The following is a 15,970-nucleotide window of genomic DNA, read 5'->3' as shown; positions in this document are numbered from 1 at the left end:
CTCAGCGCTCCTTCACCTTGTTGAGGTATTTGACATAGATGTTGGTGATCGCCAGCACCATGATCAGCACGATGTAGGCGAGCGCGCAGGAACGCCCGGTCTGCCATTCCTGGAACGCCATCTTGTAGAGCCGGATCGAGATCAGCTCGGCCGTCGGCTGGCTGGTCAGGATGTAGGCGAGGTCGAAGGTCTTGAACGCCTCCATGGTGCGGAAGATGACCGCGATCATCAGGATCGGCGCAACCAGCGGCAGCGTTATGCGGAAGAAGGTGTAGAACGGCCCGGCCCTGTCGATCGCGGCTGCCTCGTAGAGATGCTTGGGCACGGCCGACAGGCCGGCCAGCGACAACAGCATGACGAAGGGCGACCACATCCAGATGTCGGTCAGCGCGACCGCATAGAGCGCCATTTTCGGATCCGACAGCCATTCGAAGGTGCCGAGGCCCAGCGCATAATTGATGATGCCGAAGGACGGATCGTAGAGCAGCTTCCAGAACAGGCCGACGACGGCCATCGACAGCATCATCGGCAACAACAGGAGCGTCGTCAGCAGGCCCTTGAGCGGAATGTCGCGGTTGAGCAGCATGGCCACGCCGAAGCCGACGAGCAGCTGGCCGGCGACCGAGATGATGACGTATTTTGCGGTGATGGCGAAGTTGGACCAGACATAGGGATCGCTGAGCAGGTCGCGATAGTTTTGCAGCCCGACGAAATTCGCCGCCGCGCTGGTCGAGGCGCGGAAATCGGTGAACGAATAGCCCAGCGAATAGATCAGCGGGAAGATGTTGAAGACGATCAGAAACAGGATCGTCGGGATGATGAAGAGATTGCGGATCGAAATGTCGCTTAGACCGCGAGCGGCGGCCCGCGAAGACCTGTCCAGCGTGGTGATCATCGTGGTCGCCAAGACCCTGCTCCCGGTTCAAAAATCAGAAAAAGAAACGGAGGAGGCACGAACGCCCCCTCCGTGAAACTTCAAACTTATTGGCCGCGGCCGTATTTCTTGAAGGTCGCGTTCCAGTCGGCTGCCAGTGCGTCCAGCGTCTCCTTGGCGGTGCCTTCGCCGCCGATCATGTAGGGATAGATGCGCTGGTTGAGCTGCTGCAGCAGTTCCGCATATTCCGGAACCGCCCAGAAGTCCTTGACCTTGAACATGGTCTCGTAGAACGCCTTGTTGTAGGGCGTGGCGTTCTGGAATTCGGGCGACTTGAGCACGGCGGCACTGCAGGTGTAGCCGCCAAGCGCTGCCCATTTCTTCTGGGTCTCGTCCTTGATGAACCATTCCAGGAACTTCGTCGCCTCTTCCTGCTTCTGCGAGTATGAAACGATGGAGATGCCCTGACCGCCGAGTGCGGCGAACTGGTCGCCGTTCGGGCCGGGAGGATTGGCGAAGAAACCGGTGTTCTTGGCATTCGGGTTCGACGCCTCGTTGATCAGCGAGGGGAAGAACGCGAAGTAGTTCATGCTCATCGCGGCCAGGTTTTCAGTGATCGCCTGGTTGTCCTCGACGAAGAACGACTTGGCCCAGCCCGGAGGCGTGAACTTGTAGAGTTCCTTGTAGGCGTCGAGCGCCGCGATCGCCTTGTCGGAGTTGATGAAGCCGTCGACCTTGTAGGTCTTATAATCACCCAGCTCGCCGCCAAAGGAAAACAGCGCGTTTTCGAAGCCCATCGCCATCGCGTCATACGAATTGTCGGTGTAGATGGCGATGCCGTATTTTTTCTGGTCCGGCCGGTAGAAGAACTCGGCGATGTCGCGCAGCGCCTTGAAATCCTTCGGCACGTCGAGATCGTAGCCATACTTGGCCTTGAAGGCTTCCTTTTCCTTCGGATCCTCGAACCAGTCCTTGCGGTAGGACCAGCCGACGGCGTCGCCTTCAAGTGGAATGGCCCAGTACTTGCTGCTGCCGCCCGGATATTCGGCGTAGTACTTCACCGTCGCCGGTGCCATCACGTCGCCGACCTTGTGCTTATTGAAGAAGTCGGTCAGGTCGACATAGTGGCCACCGGTCGAGCCGGCACCGAGCCATTGCGAGTCGCCGACGACCATATCATAGGCGTCGCCATGGGCGTTGAACTCGGTGAAGGCCTTGGTCTGGAAGTCGGGCCACGGTGTGGTTTCCACCGTGATCTTGACGCCGGTTTCCTTCTCGTACTCGTTGCCGAGTTCCTGCAGGTAATTGGCCGGATCCCATTCCGCCCAGAAGATTGTAAGTTCCTTTTCCTGCGCGTAGACGGACGTTCCGCAGGCGAGCACTAGGCCGATACCAGCAAGCAAGCTGGTCATTGTCTTGCGCATAATGATTTCCTCCCTTGTGCGCATTCTACCGCGTCATGCGAGCCGGCGGCGAGGCCGGCCCTGGTAGTCCTCCCGTGACGGCACCGTTCCGGTTTTTGAGCCTCCTCGTTCGACCGAAACGGATCTTAGCCTTCACCCTTTGATCCGCTTTATTTGCCCTGATCTGGTATTACCAATTTCAGACGAACGTCAAGCCCTTTCTTGGACGGTGGCGGACACGCAGACAAGTTGGTTTCTGCGATATCTGCCTGTTTTCTCTGAATTTTCCTACTCCTTGATACATGAATGCCTTGCTTGGGCCGCTGCATCGCTAGTAGTATGAATAGTCAGGTTGAAAATCTGGTCGAACCAGATTGGCGTTATCTAGCGGCCGACGTCGGCGCGATCCCATCTCCTTCAATCATCGATTCGGTCATAGCCGCGCGCACCAGAGCGCCGGCCGCCCATTGCGCAACCGACATCATACTGCGGCTATCCAATCCCCATATATCCTTCAATACGATCAGCATCTCAACACCGAAGATCAATGACAGCGCCTGCGCGAGCCGCTTGAATTCGCGCGGCGGCAACCGGCCTTTGAGTGGCGCGATCGCATCTTTCAAAAGATCGACGCGATGGCCGCGCGTGAAGGCAGGTTCGCCGTCAAGCGTGCCTGCCTGTCGCTGCGCCCACTGGTCGAGCGACAGTTTCAGCGCCGCCTTGAACGTCGCTTCGAAGACCTCGATGCGCGGCATGGCGGTCTCGAACAGCTCGGCGACCCGGCGCTCGGGATCGGCAGAGCTCGATTTCCAGGTAAGGATCGGCCCAAGCCCCTCATCGACCACCGCCTGCACCAGCGCCGCCTGGCTCGGAAAATACCGATAGGCGGTGGCGCGGGAGACTTCCGCTGCCTCCGCCACCTCGCTGACGGAGGGCGTGGCGCCCGCCTGCATCAGCTTTGTCGCCGTCTCCAGCATGAGACGCCTGGTGCGCGCGCGGGCCCCGCGCTCTACCCGCGGGTTCGGCCCTTGGCCGGCGTCGTCGTTCACTGTCGCTTGTTGACGTGAGACATCCATGTCAATACGATACGCGCGTCTCAAAAAATTGCAATGGCCCTTCGCCCGTCGAACGGCCGGGCAAAGGGGCGGCAGCGCCGAGCACGCCCAAGACCGGGGAAACGCGATGAAGCGCATCTATGTGGTGGGCACCGCCGACACCAAGGGTGAGGAACTCGCATTTCTGTCCGATGCGGTCGCGGCTACCGGCGCTTCGATTGTCCGCGTCGACATCGGAACACGCGGCGCGACCGTGCCGGTCGATGTTTCGGCAGGCGAGGTCGCCAGCCACCATCCCGAGGGTCGCGGTGCCGTGCTCGGCATCGACGATCGCGGCACCGCGGTGGCGGCGATGACCACCGCCTTTGCCCGGTTTGTTCAATCGCGCGGCGATATTGCCGGGATTATCGGCATCGGCGGCGGCGGCGGCACCTCGATCATCACTGCAGGCATGCGCACGCTGCCGCTCGGTCTGCCCAAGATCATGGTTTCGACCTTGGCCTCCGGCGACACCGCGCCTTACGTCGACGTCTCCGACATCGTCATGATGCCGTCGGTGACCGACATGGCCGGCCTCAACCGGCTTTCGCGTGTCGTGCTGCACAATGCCGCCCAGGCGATATCAGGCATGGCGGCAAAGCCGGCGCCGCCGGCCGACGGCAGACCCTCGATCGGCCTGACCATGTTCGGCGTCACCACGCCATGCGTGACCGCGATCGCCGATGAGCTTCGTTCCACCTATGACTGCATGGTCTTTCATGCCACCGGAACCGGCGGCCGCACCATGGAAAAATTGGCCGACAGCGGCCTGTTGTCCGGCGTCATCGACATCACAACGACCGAAGTCTGCGACTTGCTGTTTGGCGGCGTGCTGCCGGCGACCGAAGATCGATTTGGTGCCATCGCCCGCACCGGGCTGCCTTATGTCGGCTCGGTCGGCGCGCTCGACATGGTCAATTTCTGGGCGCCGCCGACAATTCCGGAACGCTATCGCGGCCGGCTGTTCTATGAGCACAATCCAAACGTCACACTGATGCGCACCACTGCCGACGAAAGCAGAACGATCGGCGAATGGATCGGTACAAGGCTGAGCCTCTGCCAGGGTCCGGTCCGTTTCCTCATTCCGGAGAAAGGCGTGTCGGCGCTCGACATCGAAGGCGGCGCCTTCTTCGACCCTGAAGCCGATGCAGCTTTGTTCGAGGCGATCGAGCGTACCATCAAACCCGCCAAAACGCGGAGCGTGCTGCGCCTGCCGCTGCACATCAACGACCCCGAATTCGCCTGGGCTGCCACAACGGCCTTCCTCGACATCGCCAGACAGTGAGACACCAAGACATGACCGCCATACCGCGCAAGAAAATCCTGGAGAAATTCCGTAAGATGATCGCGGACGGCGTTCCGATCGTCGGCGGCGGTGCCGGCACCGGCCTGTCGGCCAAGGCAGAGGAAGCCGGCGGCATCGACCTGATCATCATCTACAATTCCGGCCGCTACCGCATGGCCGGGCGCGGCTCGGCCGCCGGCCTGCTCGCCTATGGCAACGCCAACGAGATCGTCAAGGAAATGGCCTACGAAGTGCTGCCGGTAGTGAAGAAGACGCCGGTGCTGGCCGGCGTCAACGGCACCGATCCCTTCGTCATCATGCCGCTGCTTTTGGCCGAGTTGAAGACGATGGGCTTTTCCGGCGTGCAGAACTTTCCGACCATCGGACTGTTCGACGGCCAGATGCGGCAGAGTTTTGAAGAAACCGGCATGGGCTTCGGGCTCGAGGTCGACATGATTGCCGAAGCGCACAAACTCGACCTGTTGACCACGCCCTATGTCTTCAACCCCGATGAGGCGCGCGCCATGACAAAAGCCGGCGCCGACATCGTCGTCGCCCATATGGGGGTGACCACCGGCGGCTCGATCGGCGCGACATCGGCTAAATCGCTGGACGACTGTGTCAGCGAGATCGACGCCATCGCCAAAGCGGCACGCTCAGTGCGCGAGGATATAATCCTGCTTTGCCATGGCGGGCCGATCTCGATGCCGGACGACGCCAGATATATTCTGGAGCGCTGCAAGGGCCTGCACGGGTTCTATGGCGCCAGTTCGATGGAGCGGCTGCCGGCGGAAGCCTCGATCGCCAGGCAGACGGCGGATTTCAAGGCCGTCACGTTCGGCGCTGCGTAGAGACCAGCAAAAAGAAGGGTGGGACGATGACCGACAACAGCAAGGTATTCGTATACCCAAAAGATGTCAGCGCCTTCGGCTTAGACTGGGGCAGGCTGTCGCTGACGGTCGCTCCCGAAGTGAACGGCGCAAAGCGATTTTCCGGTGGTGTCGTCGACCTGCCGTCAGGCAAGGGCCATACGCGTCATAACCATCCGGGTGCCGAGGAGATCATCTTTGTCATCTCAGGCAATGGCGAGCAGATGGTTGAAGACGAGAAGGGCAACCCGGTCGTCGAGAAGGTCGGCCCCGGCTGCACCATCTATGTGCCGGAAAGCCGCTTCCATTCGACGCTCAATACCGGCGACGGGCCGATGCAGCTTTTCGTCGTTTACTCGCCGGCCGGGCCGGAACTGGCCTTGCGGGAGTTGCCGGATTTCGGGTTGATCCCGCCGGGCGGGAAGTGAGATAGAAGCGCCTAACCCCCGCCCCTGTTCCAGCTCCTGCCCCGATCGCCGAACATGACGTAACCGGCATCGATCACCGCCACCGTATCCTCCAGCTTGATGAAGCCGCGCGTCGGGTGGAGCATGGTCGTCTCAACCGAAAGCACCATGTTTTTCTCCAGCGGCTTTGCGGCATAGGTGCCTTCATAGGTCACCGGATGGTTGGTCATCAGGAACGGCGCTTCATGCGTGATCAGCCCCATGCCATGCGCGAAGAAATCAGTGTAGGCCGCAACCTTGGATTTCTTCAGCACGCCTTCGGCATGAGAAATCATGTCACCGCCCAGCGTGCCCGCCTTGACCTTGGAGAAGGCCGCCTGCTGCACTGTCTCGATCTCGGCTAGTAGATCCTCGAGTTCGGCGTCAGGCTCACCCAGCACGCCCATGCGGCAGAGGTCGCCGATATAGCCGTGGTAGTTGCCGCCGGAGTCGATCGACATCACCTCGCCCTTCTTCCACGCCTGCGGCGAGGCGGCACGGTTGTGACTGGAGCCTAGCGTCAGCAGGCAATATTCGAAATGCGCGCCGCGATTGGTTTCCTCGCGCCTAAGCTGTTCGATGATCTCGCTCTTCGTCGTGCCTTCGCGTGCCCAGCCAATGGTCGCCAGCATAGAATCGGTGATCAGCTCGGAGGCGATGCGCAGCTTCTCCAGCTCCGCCTCGGTTTTGATTGCCCGCATGCGCTCCAGCATATCAGTCGCGTCGATCAGCTTGGCATCCGGCAGCGCCTTGCGGATCAGCATATAGGCGTCGGACGGCAAGAAGGCGGGCTCGATGCCGATGCGGGCATTGTCTTTGCCGATCTTTCGCAAATGCTCGACCGCCAGATTGGCGGCATCGAGCGTACCCCAGCAGGCGGCATGCAGTGTCGGCGTCCAGAACGGATGGTTCTGGTGCTCGCCGCCCTCCATGCGGTTGCCGATATAGGCGGCATGCTCCGGCCCGCCTTTCTCATAGACGACGACAGGCAGATAACGGCTGTGGCCGATTGCATCCATGGCGGCGAAGAAGATGAACTTGTAGCCGCCAAGCAGATATTGCGTGTTGTGCTTGGAGGTGGCGAGCAGCACGTCGATGCCGGCTTCCTCCATCAGCCCGTCCACCCTGGCCTGGTCGAACGGCACGCTGCCGACGGCATTCTTGCCTGGGGCAATGTTCATGTCTCTCTCCCTGAAATCCCTTAGCCGGCCGCTCGCCGGCACCGGCTTTTCCGGCTCTGATCCTCGGCTATGCTTAAATCTGCATCATTTTGCCCGATCTGGTCCAGCCAGAACGGGCGAACCAGCCCCAAAAGCTGCTCCACCTGCTGCACTTTACTCCAGTCTGGTCTTGCCAGAACCGCGCATCGAACCGTTTCTGTATAACTGGTCCAGCGGACGGAAATTTCAAAGCCACGTGGGGATGCGCCAATTCCGTCTCTGGCGAAACCCCGGACAAGGCCCATAATCAGCTTTGCAGGATGCTTACGAGCGTCCGAGGGGTACGGCGGACCCGGCCGGGTCCGCGGAGAGGACGGAGTTCGATCATGCCAGAGTTCACCATTTCCAGACGTACGATGCTGGCCGGTTCGGCATTGCTGCTGGCCTCTACCGCCATGCCGACGATCGGCTCGGCGCAGACGCCGAGAAAGGGCGGACGACTGGTTGTCGCCGCTGATTCCGAGCCGCGCAATCTCAATCCGGCGATTGTCGCCTCGAACGGCGTCTTCTTCATTTCGAGCAAGATCGTGGAAACCTTGGCCGAGGCCTCCTTCGGCGGCAAGGACGGGCTCGAGCCACGGCTGGCGCTCAGCTGGGAAGGTGCCGCCGACGGCCTGTCGGTGACGTTCAAACTGCGCGAGGGCGTCAAATGGCATGACGGCAAGCCCTTCACCTCAGCCGATGTCGCCTTCTCGGCGCTGCAGGTCTGGAAGCCGCTGCAGAATCTCGGCCGCACCGTGTTCAAGGATCTGGAGGCAGTCGACACGCCGGACGAAGTCACCGCCGTGTTCAAATTCGCCAAGCCGACCCCGTTCCAGCTGATCCGCAACGCCTTGCCGGCGCTGAGCAGCGTGGTGCCCAAGCACATCTACGAGACCGGAAAGATCGAGGACAACCCGGCCAACAACGCCCCGGTCGGCACCGGACCGTTCAAATTTGCCGAATACAAGCCCGGCGAATATTACCGGCTGGAGAAGAACACCGACTATTGGGGCAAGGACGAGCCCTATCTCGACGAGATCATCTATCAGGTGCTGCCGGACCGCACGTCGGCGGCCAGCGCCCTGGAAGCCGAAGAGATCCAGCTCGCCGCCTTCTCCGCCGTGCCCCTGGCCGATCTCGACCGCATCTCCAAAGTGCCCGGTCTCAAGGTGATCACCAAGGGTTATGAAGGGCTGACCTATCAGCTCGTCGTCGAGATCAATCATCGCCGCAAGGAGCTGGCCGACCTGAAAGTACGCCAGGCGATCGCTCACGCCATCGACAAGGATTTCGTCGTCAAGACGGTATTCCTTGGCTATGCCGCGACCGCCACTGGCCCGGTGCCGAAAAACGACCCGCAGTTCTACACCGCCGACGTGCCGACCTACGCCTTCGACGTCGCCAAGGCCAACGCCTTGCTTGACGAGGCCGGCTACAGCCGAGGCGATGACGGCAAGCGCTTTTCGCTGAAACTGCTGCCGGCGCCCTATTTCAACGAGACCAAGCAGTTCGGCGACTATCTGCGCCAGGCGCTCGCCGCCATCGGCATCGACGCCCAGCTGGTCAACAACGACTCGGCCGCGCATATCAAGGCTGTTTACACCGACCACGCCTTCGACCTTGCGGTCGGGCCGCCGGTGTTCCGCGGCGATCCGGCGATCTCGACCACCATCCTGGTGCAGAGCGGCATTCCCGACGGCGTGCCCTTCTCCAACCAGGGTGGCTACAAGAACGTCGATCTCGACGCCCTGATCGCCAAGGCATCGGAGACGCTCGACACCGCCGCCCGCACCGAACTCTACAAGGAGTTCCAAAGAAAAGTCGCCGCCGACCTGCCACTGATCAACGTCGCCGAATGGAGCTTCATCAGCGTCGCACGTGACACGGTCAAGAACATCGCCAACAACCCGCGCTGGGCGGTATCGAACTGGGCGGACACTTGGCTGGAGGGGTAAGCTGCGGGTAGATTGAGATTGACCTTCGCCAATAGGTGAAGTTGGTAATGTCCGTGCTCGACGATACCCCCCTCTGTCCTGCCGGACATCTCCCCCTCAAGGGGGGAGATTGGTTTGCTTTGACGCTGGCCCTTCCGTCAACGATGTTTGCGATTGGCGCCACGGCGAGTGACTACCGATCTCCCCCCTTGAGGGGGAGATGTCCGGCAGGACAGAGGGGGGTGTTCAGGCGCGGCATTTCTCTTGATCGGCGCATCGCTAAGCAGACGGCGCCGCCATGACCCGCGCTGTCATCTTCCTTCGCCGCCGTCTCGTCGGCAGCATCTTCGTGCTGCTGATTGTCGTCATCGGCACCTTCCTGTTGCTCGAAGCCGCTCCCGGCGACGCGGTCGATGCCTATATCGTGTCGACCGGCGGCGACGCCGGCATGATCGAACTGCTGCGCCATCGCTGGGGCCTCGACCAGTCCGAGCTGACGCGACTGGCCAACTACCTCTGGGCGCTGCTGCATCTCGATCTCGGCCAATCGGTCACCTTTTCGCGGCCGATCCGCGATGTCATCCTCGAGCGCCTGCCCAACACGCTGCTGTTGATGGGCAGCGCCACCGCGCTCTCCTTCGGTCTCGGCTCGGCGCTCGGCATCTATGCCGGTGCCAGGCCCGGCAGCTTCCGCGATCGCTTCCTCTCCATCGGTTCGCTGGCGCTCTATGCCGTGCCGGGCTTCTGGCTCGGGCTTGTGCTGATCATTGTCTTCGCCGTCGACCTGCGCTGGTTTCCGATCGGCGGCATCGAGAGTATCGCCTCGGCCAAGACCGGCCTCGATCGCACCGCCGATATCGCCCGCCATCTCGTCCTGCCGGCTTCGGCGCTCGGCTTCATTTATCTCGCGCTCTATCTGCGCATGATGCGCGCCGGCATGGCCGAGGTCTGGCGACAGGATTTTGTCCTCGCCGCTCGCGCCAGGGGACTTTCCCGCCGACGCATCGTGCTCGCCCATGTCGCCAGCAACGCGTTGTTGCCGCTGGTGACCATGTTCGGCCTGCAGTCCGCGCAAATGCTGGGCGGCAGCGTCGTCATCGAAGGCGTCTTTTCCGTGCCAGGCCTTGGCCGGCTGGCGCAGGAAGCAGTGGCCGCGCGCGACACGCCGTTGCTGCTCGGTATCATTCTCGTCAGCGCCGTTCTGGTCGTCATCATCAACCTTCTCGTCGACATCGCCTACGCCTTCCTCGATCCGCGCGTCGGGGCCAGTGAGGCCGGCGCGTGAACCCGCTTCGCCGCTTTCTTCGGACGTGGGAAGCGATCGCCGGCGCGATTATCCTGGCGGCACTGTTTGCCGTGGCGCTTGCCGCACCTTTGTTCTTTCCCGGCGATCCGCAGGCGATTGCCGGGCCGGCATTGCTGCCGCCGTTCCAGGACTGGTCGCTGCCACTCGGCACCGACCGGCTCGGCCGCGACGTGCTGGCCGAGCTTTTCCACGGCGCCCGCACCTCGCTGGCGGTCGGGCTGGCGGCGGCAGCCGCAGCCCTTGCCGTAGGCGCGATAGTCGGCACGCTGGCCGGCTTTGCCGGCGGCCTCGTCGACGAAGTGCTTATGCGCGTCACCGACGCCTTCCAGACCGTGCCGAGCTTCCTGCTGGCGCTGGCCTTCGTCAGTGTCGTCGGGCCGTCGCTCGGCGTCGTCGTCGCGGCGATCGCGCTTGGCGCATGGACCGGACCGGCGCGCGTCGCCCGCGCCGAAGTGCTGTCGATCCGCGAGCGCGATTTTGTCGCCGGCGCCCGTGTCATCGGCATGCATCCGCTGGAGATCGCCTTTCGCGAAGTGCTGCCCAACGCATTGCCGCCGGTGCTGGCATTGTCGTCGGTGATCGTCGCTGCCGCGATCCTCACCGAGGCGGCACTTTCGTTTCTCGGCCTCGGCGACCCCAACCGCGTGACCTGGGGCGGCATGATTGCCGAAGGCCGCGCCGTGCTGCGCACGGCGCCCTTCCTGTCGATCATTCCCGGCGTAGCGCTCGTGCTGACCGTGCTCGGCGTCTATCTCGCCGGCGAAGGCGTCGTCGAGACGACCGCGGTGAGAAGGAGCCTGTCGTGACGGCGCTGCTTTCGATCCGCGATTTGACGGTGACCTATCGCCGCGATGGCAGCGAGGTGGCGGCGCTAAGACATATCAGCTTCGACGTCGCCGCCGGCGAGCGCTTCGCCATCATCGGCGAGAGCGGCTCGGGCAAGAGCACGCTGGCGCTGACCATTGCCGGGCTGCTGCCGGCCACCGCCAGGATCGAAGGCCGCATCGATTGGCTCTTGCGCCCGCCGCCAATGTTTGGTGCCAAGGCACCCCCCTCTGTCCTGCCGGACATCTCCCCCTCAAGGGGGGAGATTGCGCTTTCATATCTGCCTTCGCCAATCACCGAAGCAGGCCGAAAGGAACCGGCTGCGGAACTGCCGATCTCCCCCCTTGAGGGGGAGATGTCCGGCAGGACAGAGGGGGGTGCGACGGGACGCCAACCTAAATTCGGTCCCCTCGGCGGCCTGGACATCGGCTTCATTTTCCAGGACCCATCCGCAAGTCTCGATCCGGTGATGCCAATAGGCAAGCAGATCGCGGAAGTCGCCTACACCCATCTCGGCCTCAGTTGGCGAGACGCCTATGCCAAGGCAAAAACCCTGCTCGAGCGCGTCCGCCTGCCCGATCCGGACGCTGCCCTGCGCGCCTTCCCGCACCAGCTCTCAGGCGGCCAGAAGCAGCGCGTGGCGATCGCCGCGGCGATTGCTGCCGGTCCGAAACTGCTGATCGCCGACGAGGCGACCAGCGCGCTGGATACGATCGTGCAGGCCGAGATCGTCGGGCTGATCCGGCGACTTGTGTCCGAGGACGGCATGACGCTGCTGTTCGTCAGCCACGACATCGCGCTGGCCGCCGAGCTGGCAGAGCGCATCGCGGTATTCCGGCATGGCGAGCTGCTCGAGCTCGGTTCGACCGCCCAAATCGTCAGTGCGCCGCGTCACGCATACACTCGTGTGCTGCTTGGCGCTCATCTCGGCCTCGACGCCGAGCCGCTGTTGCGGCGAACATGACCAACCCGCTGCTCGCCGTTTCCGGCCTGACCAAACGATACAGTCGCGGCGGCAAGATCATCGCCGCGGTCGACGACGTTTCCTTCCACATCGAACCCGGCGAGACGCTGGCGCTGGCCGGACCTTCCGGCAGCGGCAAGTCGACGATAGCTCGGCTCATACTGCGGCTCATCGACGCCGACGCTGGCCAGGTCGAATTTGAAGGCAGCGATTTCCTGTCGCTGAACGGCGCTGCCTTGCGCGGCCGGCGCGGCCGTCTGCAGATGGTGTTTCAGGATCCGCTCGCCGCCTTGAACCCGCGCGCCACAGTGGCGCGTGTACTCGACGACCCCTTGCGCATCCATCATATTGCCTCTGGCCCCGAGCGCCCGCGCCGTATTGCAGCTCTGCTGGAACGCGTCGGCCTGAGCTCCGGTCTCGCCGGCCGCGCCATTCACGAAATTTCCGGCGGTCAGCGCCAGCGCATTGCAATCGCCCGCGCCATCGCCACGAAACCGTCGCTGGTCGTGCTCGACGAGGCCGTGTCGGCGCTCGACGTTTCGGTGCGCGCGCAGATCCTGCGGCTGCTGCTCGACCTTCAACGCGAGGAGCGCATCGCCTATCTGTTCATTTCGCACGATCTCGCTGTCGTCCGTGCCATAGCCCACCGCGTCGCCATTCTGGACGCCGGGCGCATTGCCGAGAGCGGCGATGCCCGCAGCATCATCGACGCGCCGCAATCCGCGATCGGCAAGGCACTGGTGGCGGCGGCGCCAAGACTGGCGAGGATCGAACAGGACGCATCATGACCGACGCCGAAGCCCGAGCCGAAAAACTGTCGCGCGAACTCGATTCCGCCTTCCGCAACCGCGCCGATCTCTATCGTCTGTTGCTCGACGAGCTAACCGCGGAAGTTGGCGCGGAAAAGGCTGAGGCGATCATGATCAGCACCATCGAACGGCGCGGCAAGGAGGTTGCGGCGGCGGCCTTCGCCGATTTCGGCCCAAACGACGCACCGGCGATCGGCGAGGCGTTCCTCGCCGTCAGCCCGGATGGCGGCCGCATGTATCCGACCGACGTAGAACGCGGTCCGGACCGCATCGTCTTCAAGGTCAGGCGCTGTCCGCTGAAGGACGCTTGGGTCGAAGCCGGCGTCGGCGACGAGAAGCTCGCCACGCTCTGCCGCATCGCCGGCGCCTTCGACCGTGGCATGTTCGAAGCCACCGGAGTGCGCTTCGACAACGTCACCTGGACGCCGGGCCACGGTTCCGGTTGCTGCCACATCGCCTTGACCAACCGGGATGCCGGCTAGAGCCGCATCCATGCAGCACATTCAGGTGTCGGCGAGATTGTGGAATTCCGTCCCCGCGCGCGCTGCTCCGGTGTTTGGCAGCACGCCCCAAAACAAAAACCCCGGCGCCGTAGGGCTACCGGGGTTCGATATCAAAACGAAAACGGCCCGCACAAGGCGGGCCGTTTTCGTATTTGGTTGCGGGGACAGGATTTGAACCCGTGACCTTCAGGTTATGAGTCGGACAGCCAATTACTTAAGTAATTGAAATTTAAATCAAAAGATCGGTAGTCATAATATTTGTGCGAAGATTTGTGCGAGTTTGTGCGCCTGATTCGTGGCCAACGCACGTTTTCTTATACCATGTAACCACTTGATTCCTAAAGAAGTTTACAAGTCCCCTCCTCCCGCCGTTCGGAAGTCTCCCGAATTCTTCACCGCCTGCTTCGTCTGGAGCCACCGCTCGCTCTCAAAAGGAAGGGATGAGCGGTGGCGAGAAGAAGCAAGGAGGGCCTGCCTTTGGTAAGCCCGTTAAGCCGGGCTGAAAGCACGGTAGCGATCGGCGCCATGATCCTCATCGGGAACTGCGCGGCTGAAGAGATACCGACAAGAAATGCTGAGCTTCTCTCTCGCGTACTTCTTACACTCATTTCAGCAGCGGCGATGTCGGTACGTGTACTATGAACCAGCCGCCGAGTGGCCTGGCTAAGGGCGTGCGACGTATGCTCATTTCCAAGAAGGAGCGTCTTTCCAAACCGAAAGAGTTCGAAAGTCCTGGCGCCTGAGAGCTGGATGCTGTCGGATCCCTCCGCAAGGCCTCGGAGCGTTTCGGCTTCCGGTGCTGCCGTCCAAAGTATATGATCTAGCTAGCCGGCCGCACCAAGCGAAAGACGCTTGAACACAACCATCGTAGCCGTGATGCCAGGGGGGCTTGCGGTTGGCCGCTACTTGGAATGACCAGAGCCAGTACGGCGAGGTGGAATTCCCCTGATGGAGGGGCAAATGGGAATCCAAACAGCAACATACGCAATCGCTTTTTCGATAGCAGCTTCGGCTTGGGCAACTCCGGCAGCTCCCGAAAAACCCCCTGAGGTGCTCATAGAAGCGACAATAGAGCGTGGCGGCGATTTCTTAGCCTTCGGTTTTGACTCTCTCTGGATGATGAGTGGCCGTAAGCTTGTTCGGATCAATCCAGACGACAACTCTGTTGCCGACATTCCCATTGAGGGGGCTGTCGGCAGTTACCGCGGGATTTCCGTCGGCGAGGGCGCCGTCTGGGTGCCGGATGTCGGCAGCAAGACAATCTTACAAGGTAGACCCGCACGCAAACAAAATCGTCCTGCAAATACCGTCCCTCCTATTCGACAGCGAAGGTAGCATCGGAGTCGGTGAAGGTGCCGTATGGGCCGTCACCGGTAGCAATGGCCAGATCCTGGCTCGCTATGATGCTCAGACTGGGAACGAGGTCGCGAAGGTACCGCTGCCATCTGCCAGCTCCGGCGTAGTCGCAGACTTCGGGTCCGTCTGGGTTACAGGAACTGCGAAGAGTGAATTGTACCGTGTCGATCCGAAAACGAATCAGATCGTTACGACAACTGCTCTCAACCCAGAGCCGCGGTTCCTGACGTCCGGCGAAGGATCGATCTGGGTCCTCAATCAGGGCGACGGAACCGTCCAGCGGATCGATGGCAAAACCGGTGAGCTTCTCGCCACCATCGAGGCTGACGCCGCCGGAAAGGGCGGAGATATAGCAGCCGGAGGCGGCTTTGTCTGGGTATCAACGATACTCGTCCCGGTCATTCGCATTGACCCGAATACGAACTCGTTCAGTGGCAAGTTCAAGCGCCCATTCGGAGTGTACCTAGGCGACGGTATCCGTTATGGAGATGGTTCGCTATGGATCTCCGGCAACTCGATCTTCCGCATCAAGCCGCCGGAATAGTTCGTTGCCGCGTGGCTCTTGAGCTTTTGGCGCGAACTCGATTCTGTCCGTTATTGGCGGATAACCGATGGGGTTTCAACACTATCGACCCCTTCCGGACCTTCCGCTTTAGAAATCAAACTCCTTCAGGAGGAGCGAAAAAGCAGTTCACGTCTTCCTCCGTGGTGATCCGGTGGTGGTCGCCAGGGTAGAGAGTTACCACGAAGCCGTTCGGTCGAGTCTTCACTGCAGCGTAAGGAATTCTTTGGCGGTCTCCATCCTCAGGATCGCCCTTGCAGCACGCAAAAGGATAGGTCCATCGGTTGGCGGCCTCGTGTGCGTCTGCAAAATCAGGATGGATCGACGAGAAGAGAGCTGTATCCATGCAGCACATTCGGGTGCCGGCGAGGACGTGAAACTCCGTCCCGCCCGCGGTGCTCTCCGGTGTTTGGCAGCACGCCCCAAAACAAAAACCCGGCGCCGTAGGGCTACCGTAAGCGCCAAGCTGACCCCATCTGGCGCGGCTTGAGGTGATGAGCGAGACATACTGACACTGAAGCAAGGAGCCGAGGAGCTT

15 protein-coding genes and 1 pseudogene are annotated in these 15,970 nt (G+C 61.8%); 11 read left to right on the top strand and 5 right to left on the bottom strand.

The features are described from left to right. Position 1: 1 nt before the first annotated feature. The 3 genes from NKH70_RS07675 to NKH70_RS07665 all read right to left on the bottom strand — a co-directional run bounded on the left by NKH70_RS07675 (position 2) and on the right by NKH70_RS07665 (position 3,353). On the bottom strand, positions 2 to 907 hold the full coding sequence (locus NKH70_RS07675; RefSeq protein WP_023722315.1) for a carbohydrate ABC transporter permease: 906 nt from the start codon (positions 905 to 907) through the stop codon (positions 2 to 4). Positions 908 to 981: 74 nt separating this feature from the next. Further along, a complete protein-coding gene (locus tag NKH70_RS07670) occupies positions 982 to 2,298 on the bottom strand; it encodes an ABC transporter substrate-binding protein (RefSeq protein ID WP_023722314.1) in 1,317 nt (438 codons plus the stop codon). Positions 2,299 to 2,657: 359 nt separating this feature from the next. Continuing rightward, positions 2,658 to 3,353 carry a TetR/AcrR family transcriptional regulator gene (locus tag NKH70_RS07665; RefSeq protein WP_352714071.1) on the bottom strand — a complete coding sequence of 232 codons (696 nt, stop codon included), beginning with the start codon at positions 3,351 to 3,353 and terminating at the stop codon, positions 2,658 to 2,660. A 106-nt stretch (positions 3,354 to 3,459) separates the two neighbouring features. Between NKH70_RS07665 and NKH70_RS07660 the strand changes: the two genes are divergently transcribed. The 3 genes from NKH70_RS07660 to NKH70_RS07650 are packed head-to-tail and all read left to right on the top strand — an operon-like array spanning position 3,460 to position 5,953. Further along, positions 3,460 to 4,656: a Tm-1-like ATP-binding domain-containing protein gene (locus tag NKH70_RS07660; RefSeq protein ID WP_352714073.1), complete on the top strand. Its 1,197-nt coding sequence runs from the start codon at positions 3,460 to 3,462 to the stop codon at positions 4,654 to 4,656. Positions 4,657 to 4,667: 11 nt separating this feature from the next. Next, complete coding sequence (locus NKH70_RS07655) at positions 4,668 to 5,507, top strand: phosphoenolpyruvate hydrolase family protein (protein ID WP_352714075.1); 840 nt, start codon at positions 4,668 to 4,670, stop codon at positions 5,505 to 5,507. 26 nt (positions 5,508 to 5,533) lie between these two features. Further along, complete coding sequence (locus tag NKH70_RS07650; protein ID WP_353025052.1) at positions 5,534 to 5,953, top strand: cupin domain-containing protein; 420 nt, start codon at positions 5,534 to 5,536, stop codon at positions 5,951 to 5,953. An 11-nt stretch (positions 5,954 to 5,964) separates the two neighbouring features. On the opposite strand, the gene NKH70_RS07645 is transcribed toward NKH70_RS07650, so the two are convergent. Continuing rightward, positions 5,965 to 7,152, bottom strand: coding sequence for a M24 family metallopeptidase (locus NKH70_RS07645; protein WP_352714077.1), 1,188 nt, complete (start codon positions 7,150 to 7,152; stop codon positions 5,965 to 5,967). A 365-nt stretch (positions 7,153 to 7,517) separates the two neighbouring features. Between NKH70_RS07645 and NKH70_RS07640 the strand changes: the two genes are divergently transcribed. The 8 genes from NKH70_RS07640 to NKH70_RS35775 all read left to right on the top strand — a co-directional run bounded on the left by NKH70_RS07640 (position 7,518) and on the right by NKH70_RS35775 (position 15,414). Next, positions 7,518 to 9,128 carry an ABC transporter substrate-binding protein gene (locus NKH70_RS07640; protein WP_352910506.1) on the top strand — a complete coding sequence of 537 codons (1,611 nt, stop codon included), beginning with the start codon at positions 7,518 to 7,520 and terminating at the stop codon, positions 9,126 to 9,128. Positions 9,129 to 9,405: 277 nt separating this feature from the next. Further along, positions 9,406 to 10,392, top strand: coding sequence for an ABC transporter permease (locus tag NKH70_RS07635; RefSeq protein WP_353025050.1), 987 nt, complete (start codon positions 9,406 to 9,408; stop codon positions 10,390 to 10,392). Further along, on the top strand, positions 10,389 to 11,219 hold the full coding sequence (locus NKH70_RS07630; protein WP_353025049.1) for an ABC transporter permease: 831 nt from the start codon (positions 10,389 to 10,391) through the stop codon (positions 11,217 to 11,219). Before NKH70_RS07635 ends, NKH70_RS07630 begins: the two co-directional genes overlap by 4 nt. Further along, positions 11,216 to 12,202 (top strand): ABC transporter ATP-binding protein, encoded by a 987-nt coding sequence (locus tag NKH70_RS07625; RefSeq protein WP_353025048.1) that lies wholly within the window; start codon positions 11,216 to 11,218, stop codon positions 12,200 to 12,202. Before NKH70_RS07630 ends, NKH70_RS07625 begins: the two co-directional genes overlap by 4 nt. Then, positions 12,199 to 12,990, top strand: coding sequence for an ATP-binding cassette domain-containing protein (locus tag NKH70_RS07620; protein ID WP_353025046.1), 792 nt, complete (start codon positions 12,199 to 12,201; stop codon positions 12,988 to 12,990). The genes NKH70_RS07625 and NKH70_RS07620 overlap by 4 nt, the downstream gene beginning before the upstream one ends. Then, the gene (locus NKH70_RS07615) at positions 12,987 to 13,493 is read left to right on the top strand and encodes an L-2-amino-thiazoline-4-carboxylic acid hydrolase (protein ID WP_353025045.1); all 507 of its coding nucleotides are present in this window, start codon (positions 12,987 to 12,989) and stop codon (positions 13,491 to 13,493) included. Before NKH70_RS07620 ends, NKH70_RS07615 begins: the two co-directional genes overlap by 4 nt. A gap of 981 nt (positions 13,494 to 14,474) precedes the next feature. Further along, on the top strand, positions 14,475 to 14,849 hold the full coding sequence (locus tag NKH70_RS07610) for a hypothetical protein (protein ID WP_353025141.1): 375 nt from the start codon (positions 14,475 to 14,477) through the stop codon (positions 14,847 to 14,849). Continuing rightward, positions 14,758 to 15,414, top strand: coding sequence for a Vgb family protein (locus NKH70_RS35775; protein WP_502908329.1), 657 nt, complete (start codon positions 14,758 to 14,760; stop codon positions 15,412 to 15,414). Before NKH70_RS07610 ends, NKH70_RS35775 begins: the two co-directional genes overlap by 92 nt. A 115-nt stretch (positions 15,415 to 15,529) precedes the next feature. On the opposite strand, the pseudogene NKH70_RS07595 reads toward NKH70_RS35775, so the two are convergent. Then, positions 15,530 to 15,970, bottom strand: a pseudogene (locus NKH70_RS07595) (hypothetical protein); the annotation flags it as partial.

The organism is Mesorhizobium sp. M0991 (genome assembly GCF_040318915.1).
Taxonomy (GTDB): Bacteria; Pseudomonadota; Alphaproteobacteria; order Rhizobiales; family Rhizobiaceae; genus Mesorhizobium.
The sequence above is the reverse complement of the archived record's forward strand: the minus strand, read 5'-3'. Positions and strand labels throughout refer to the sequence as shown.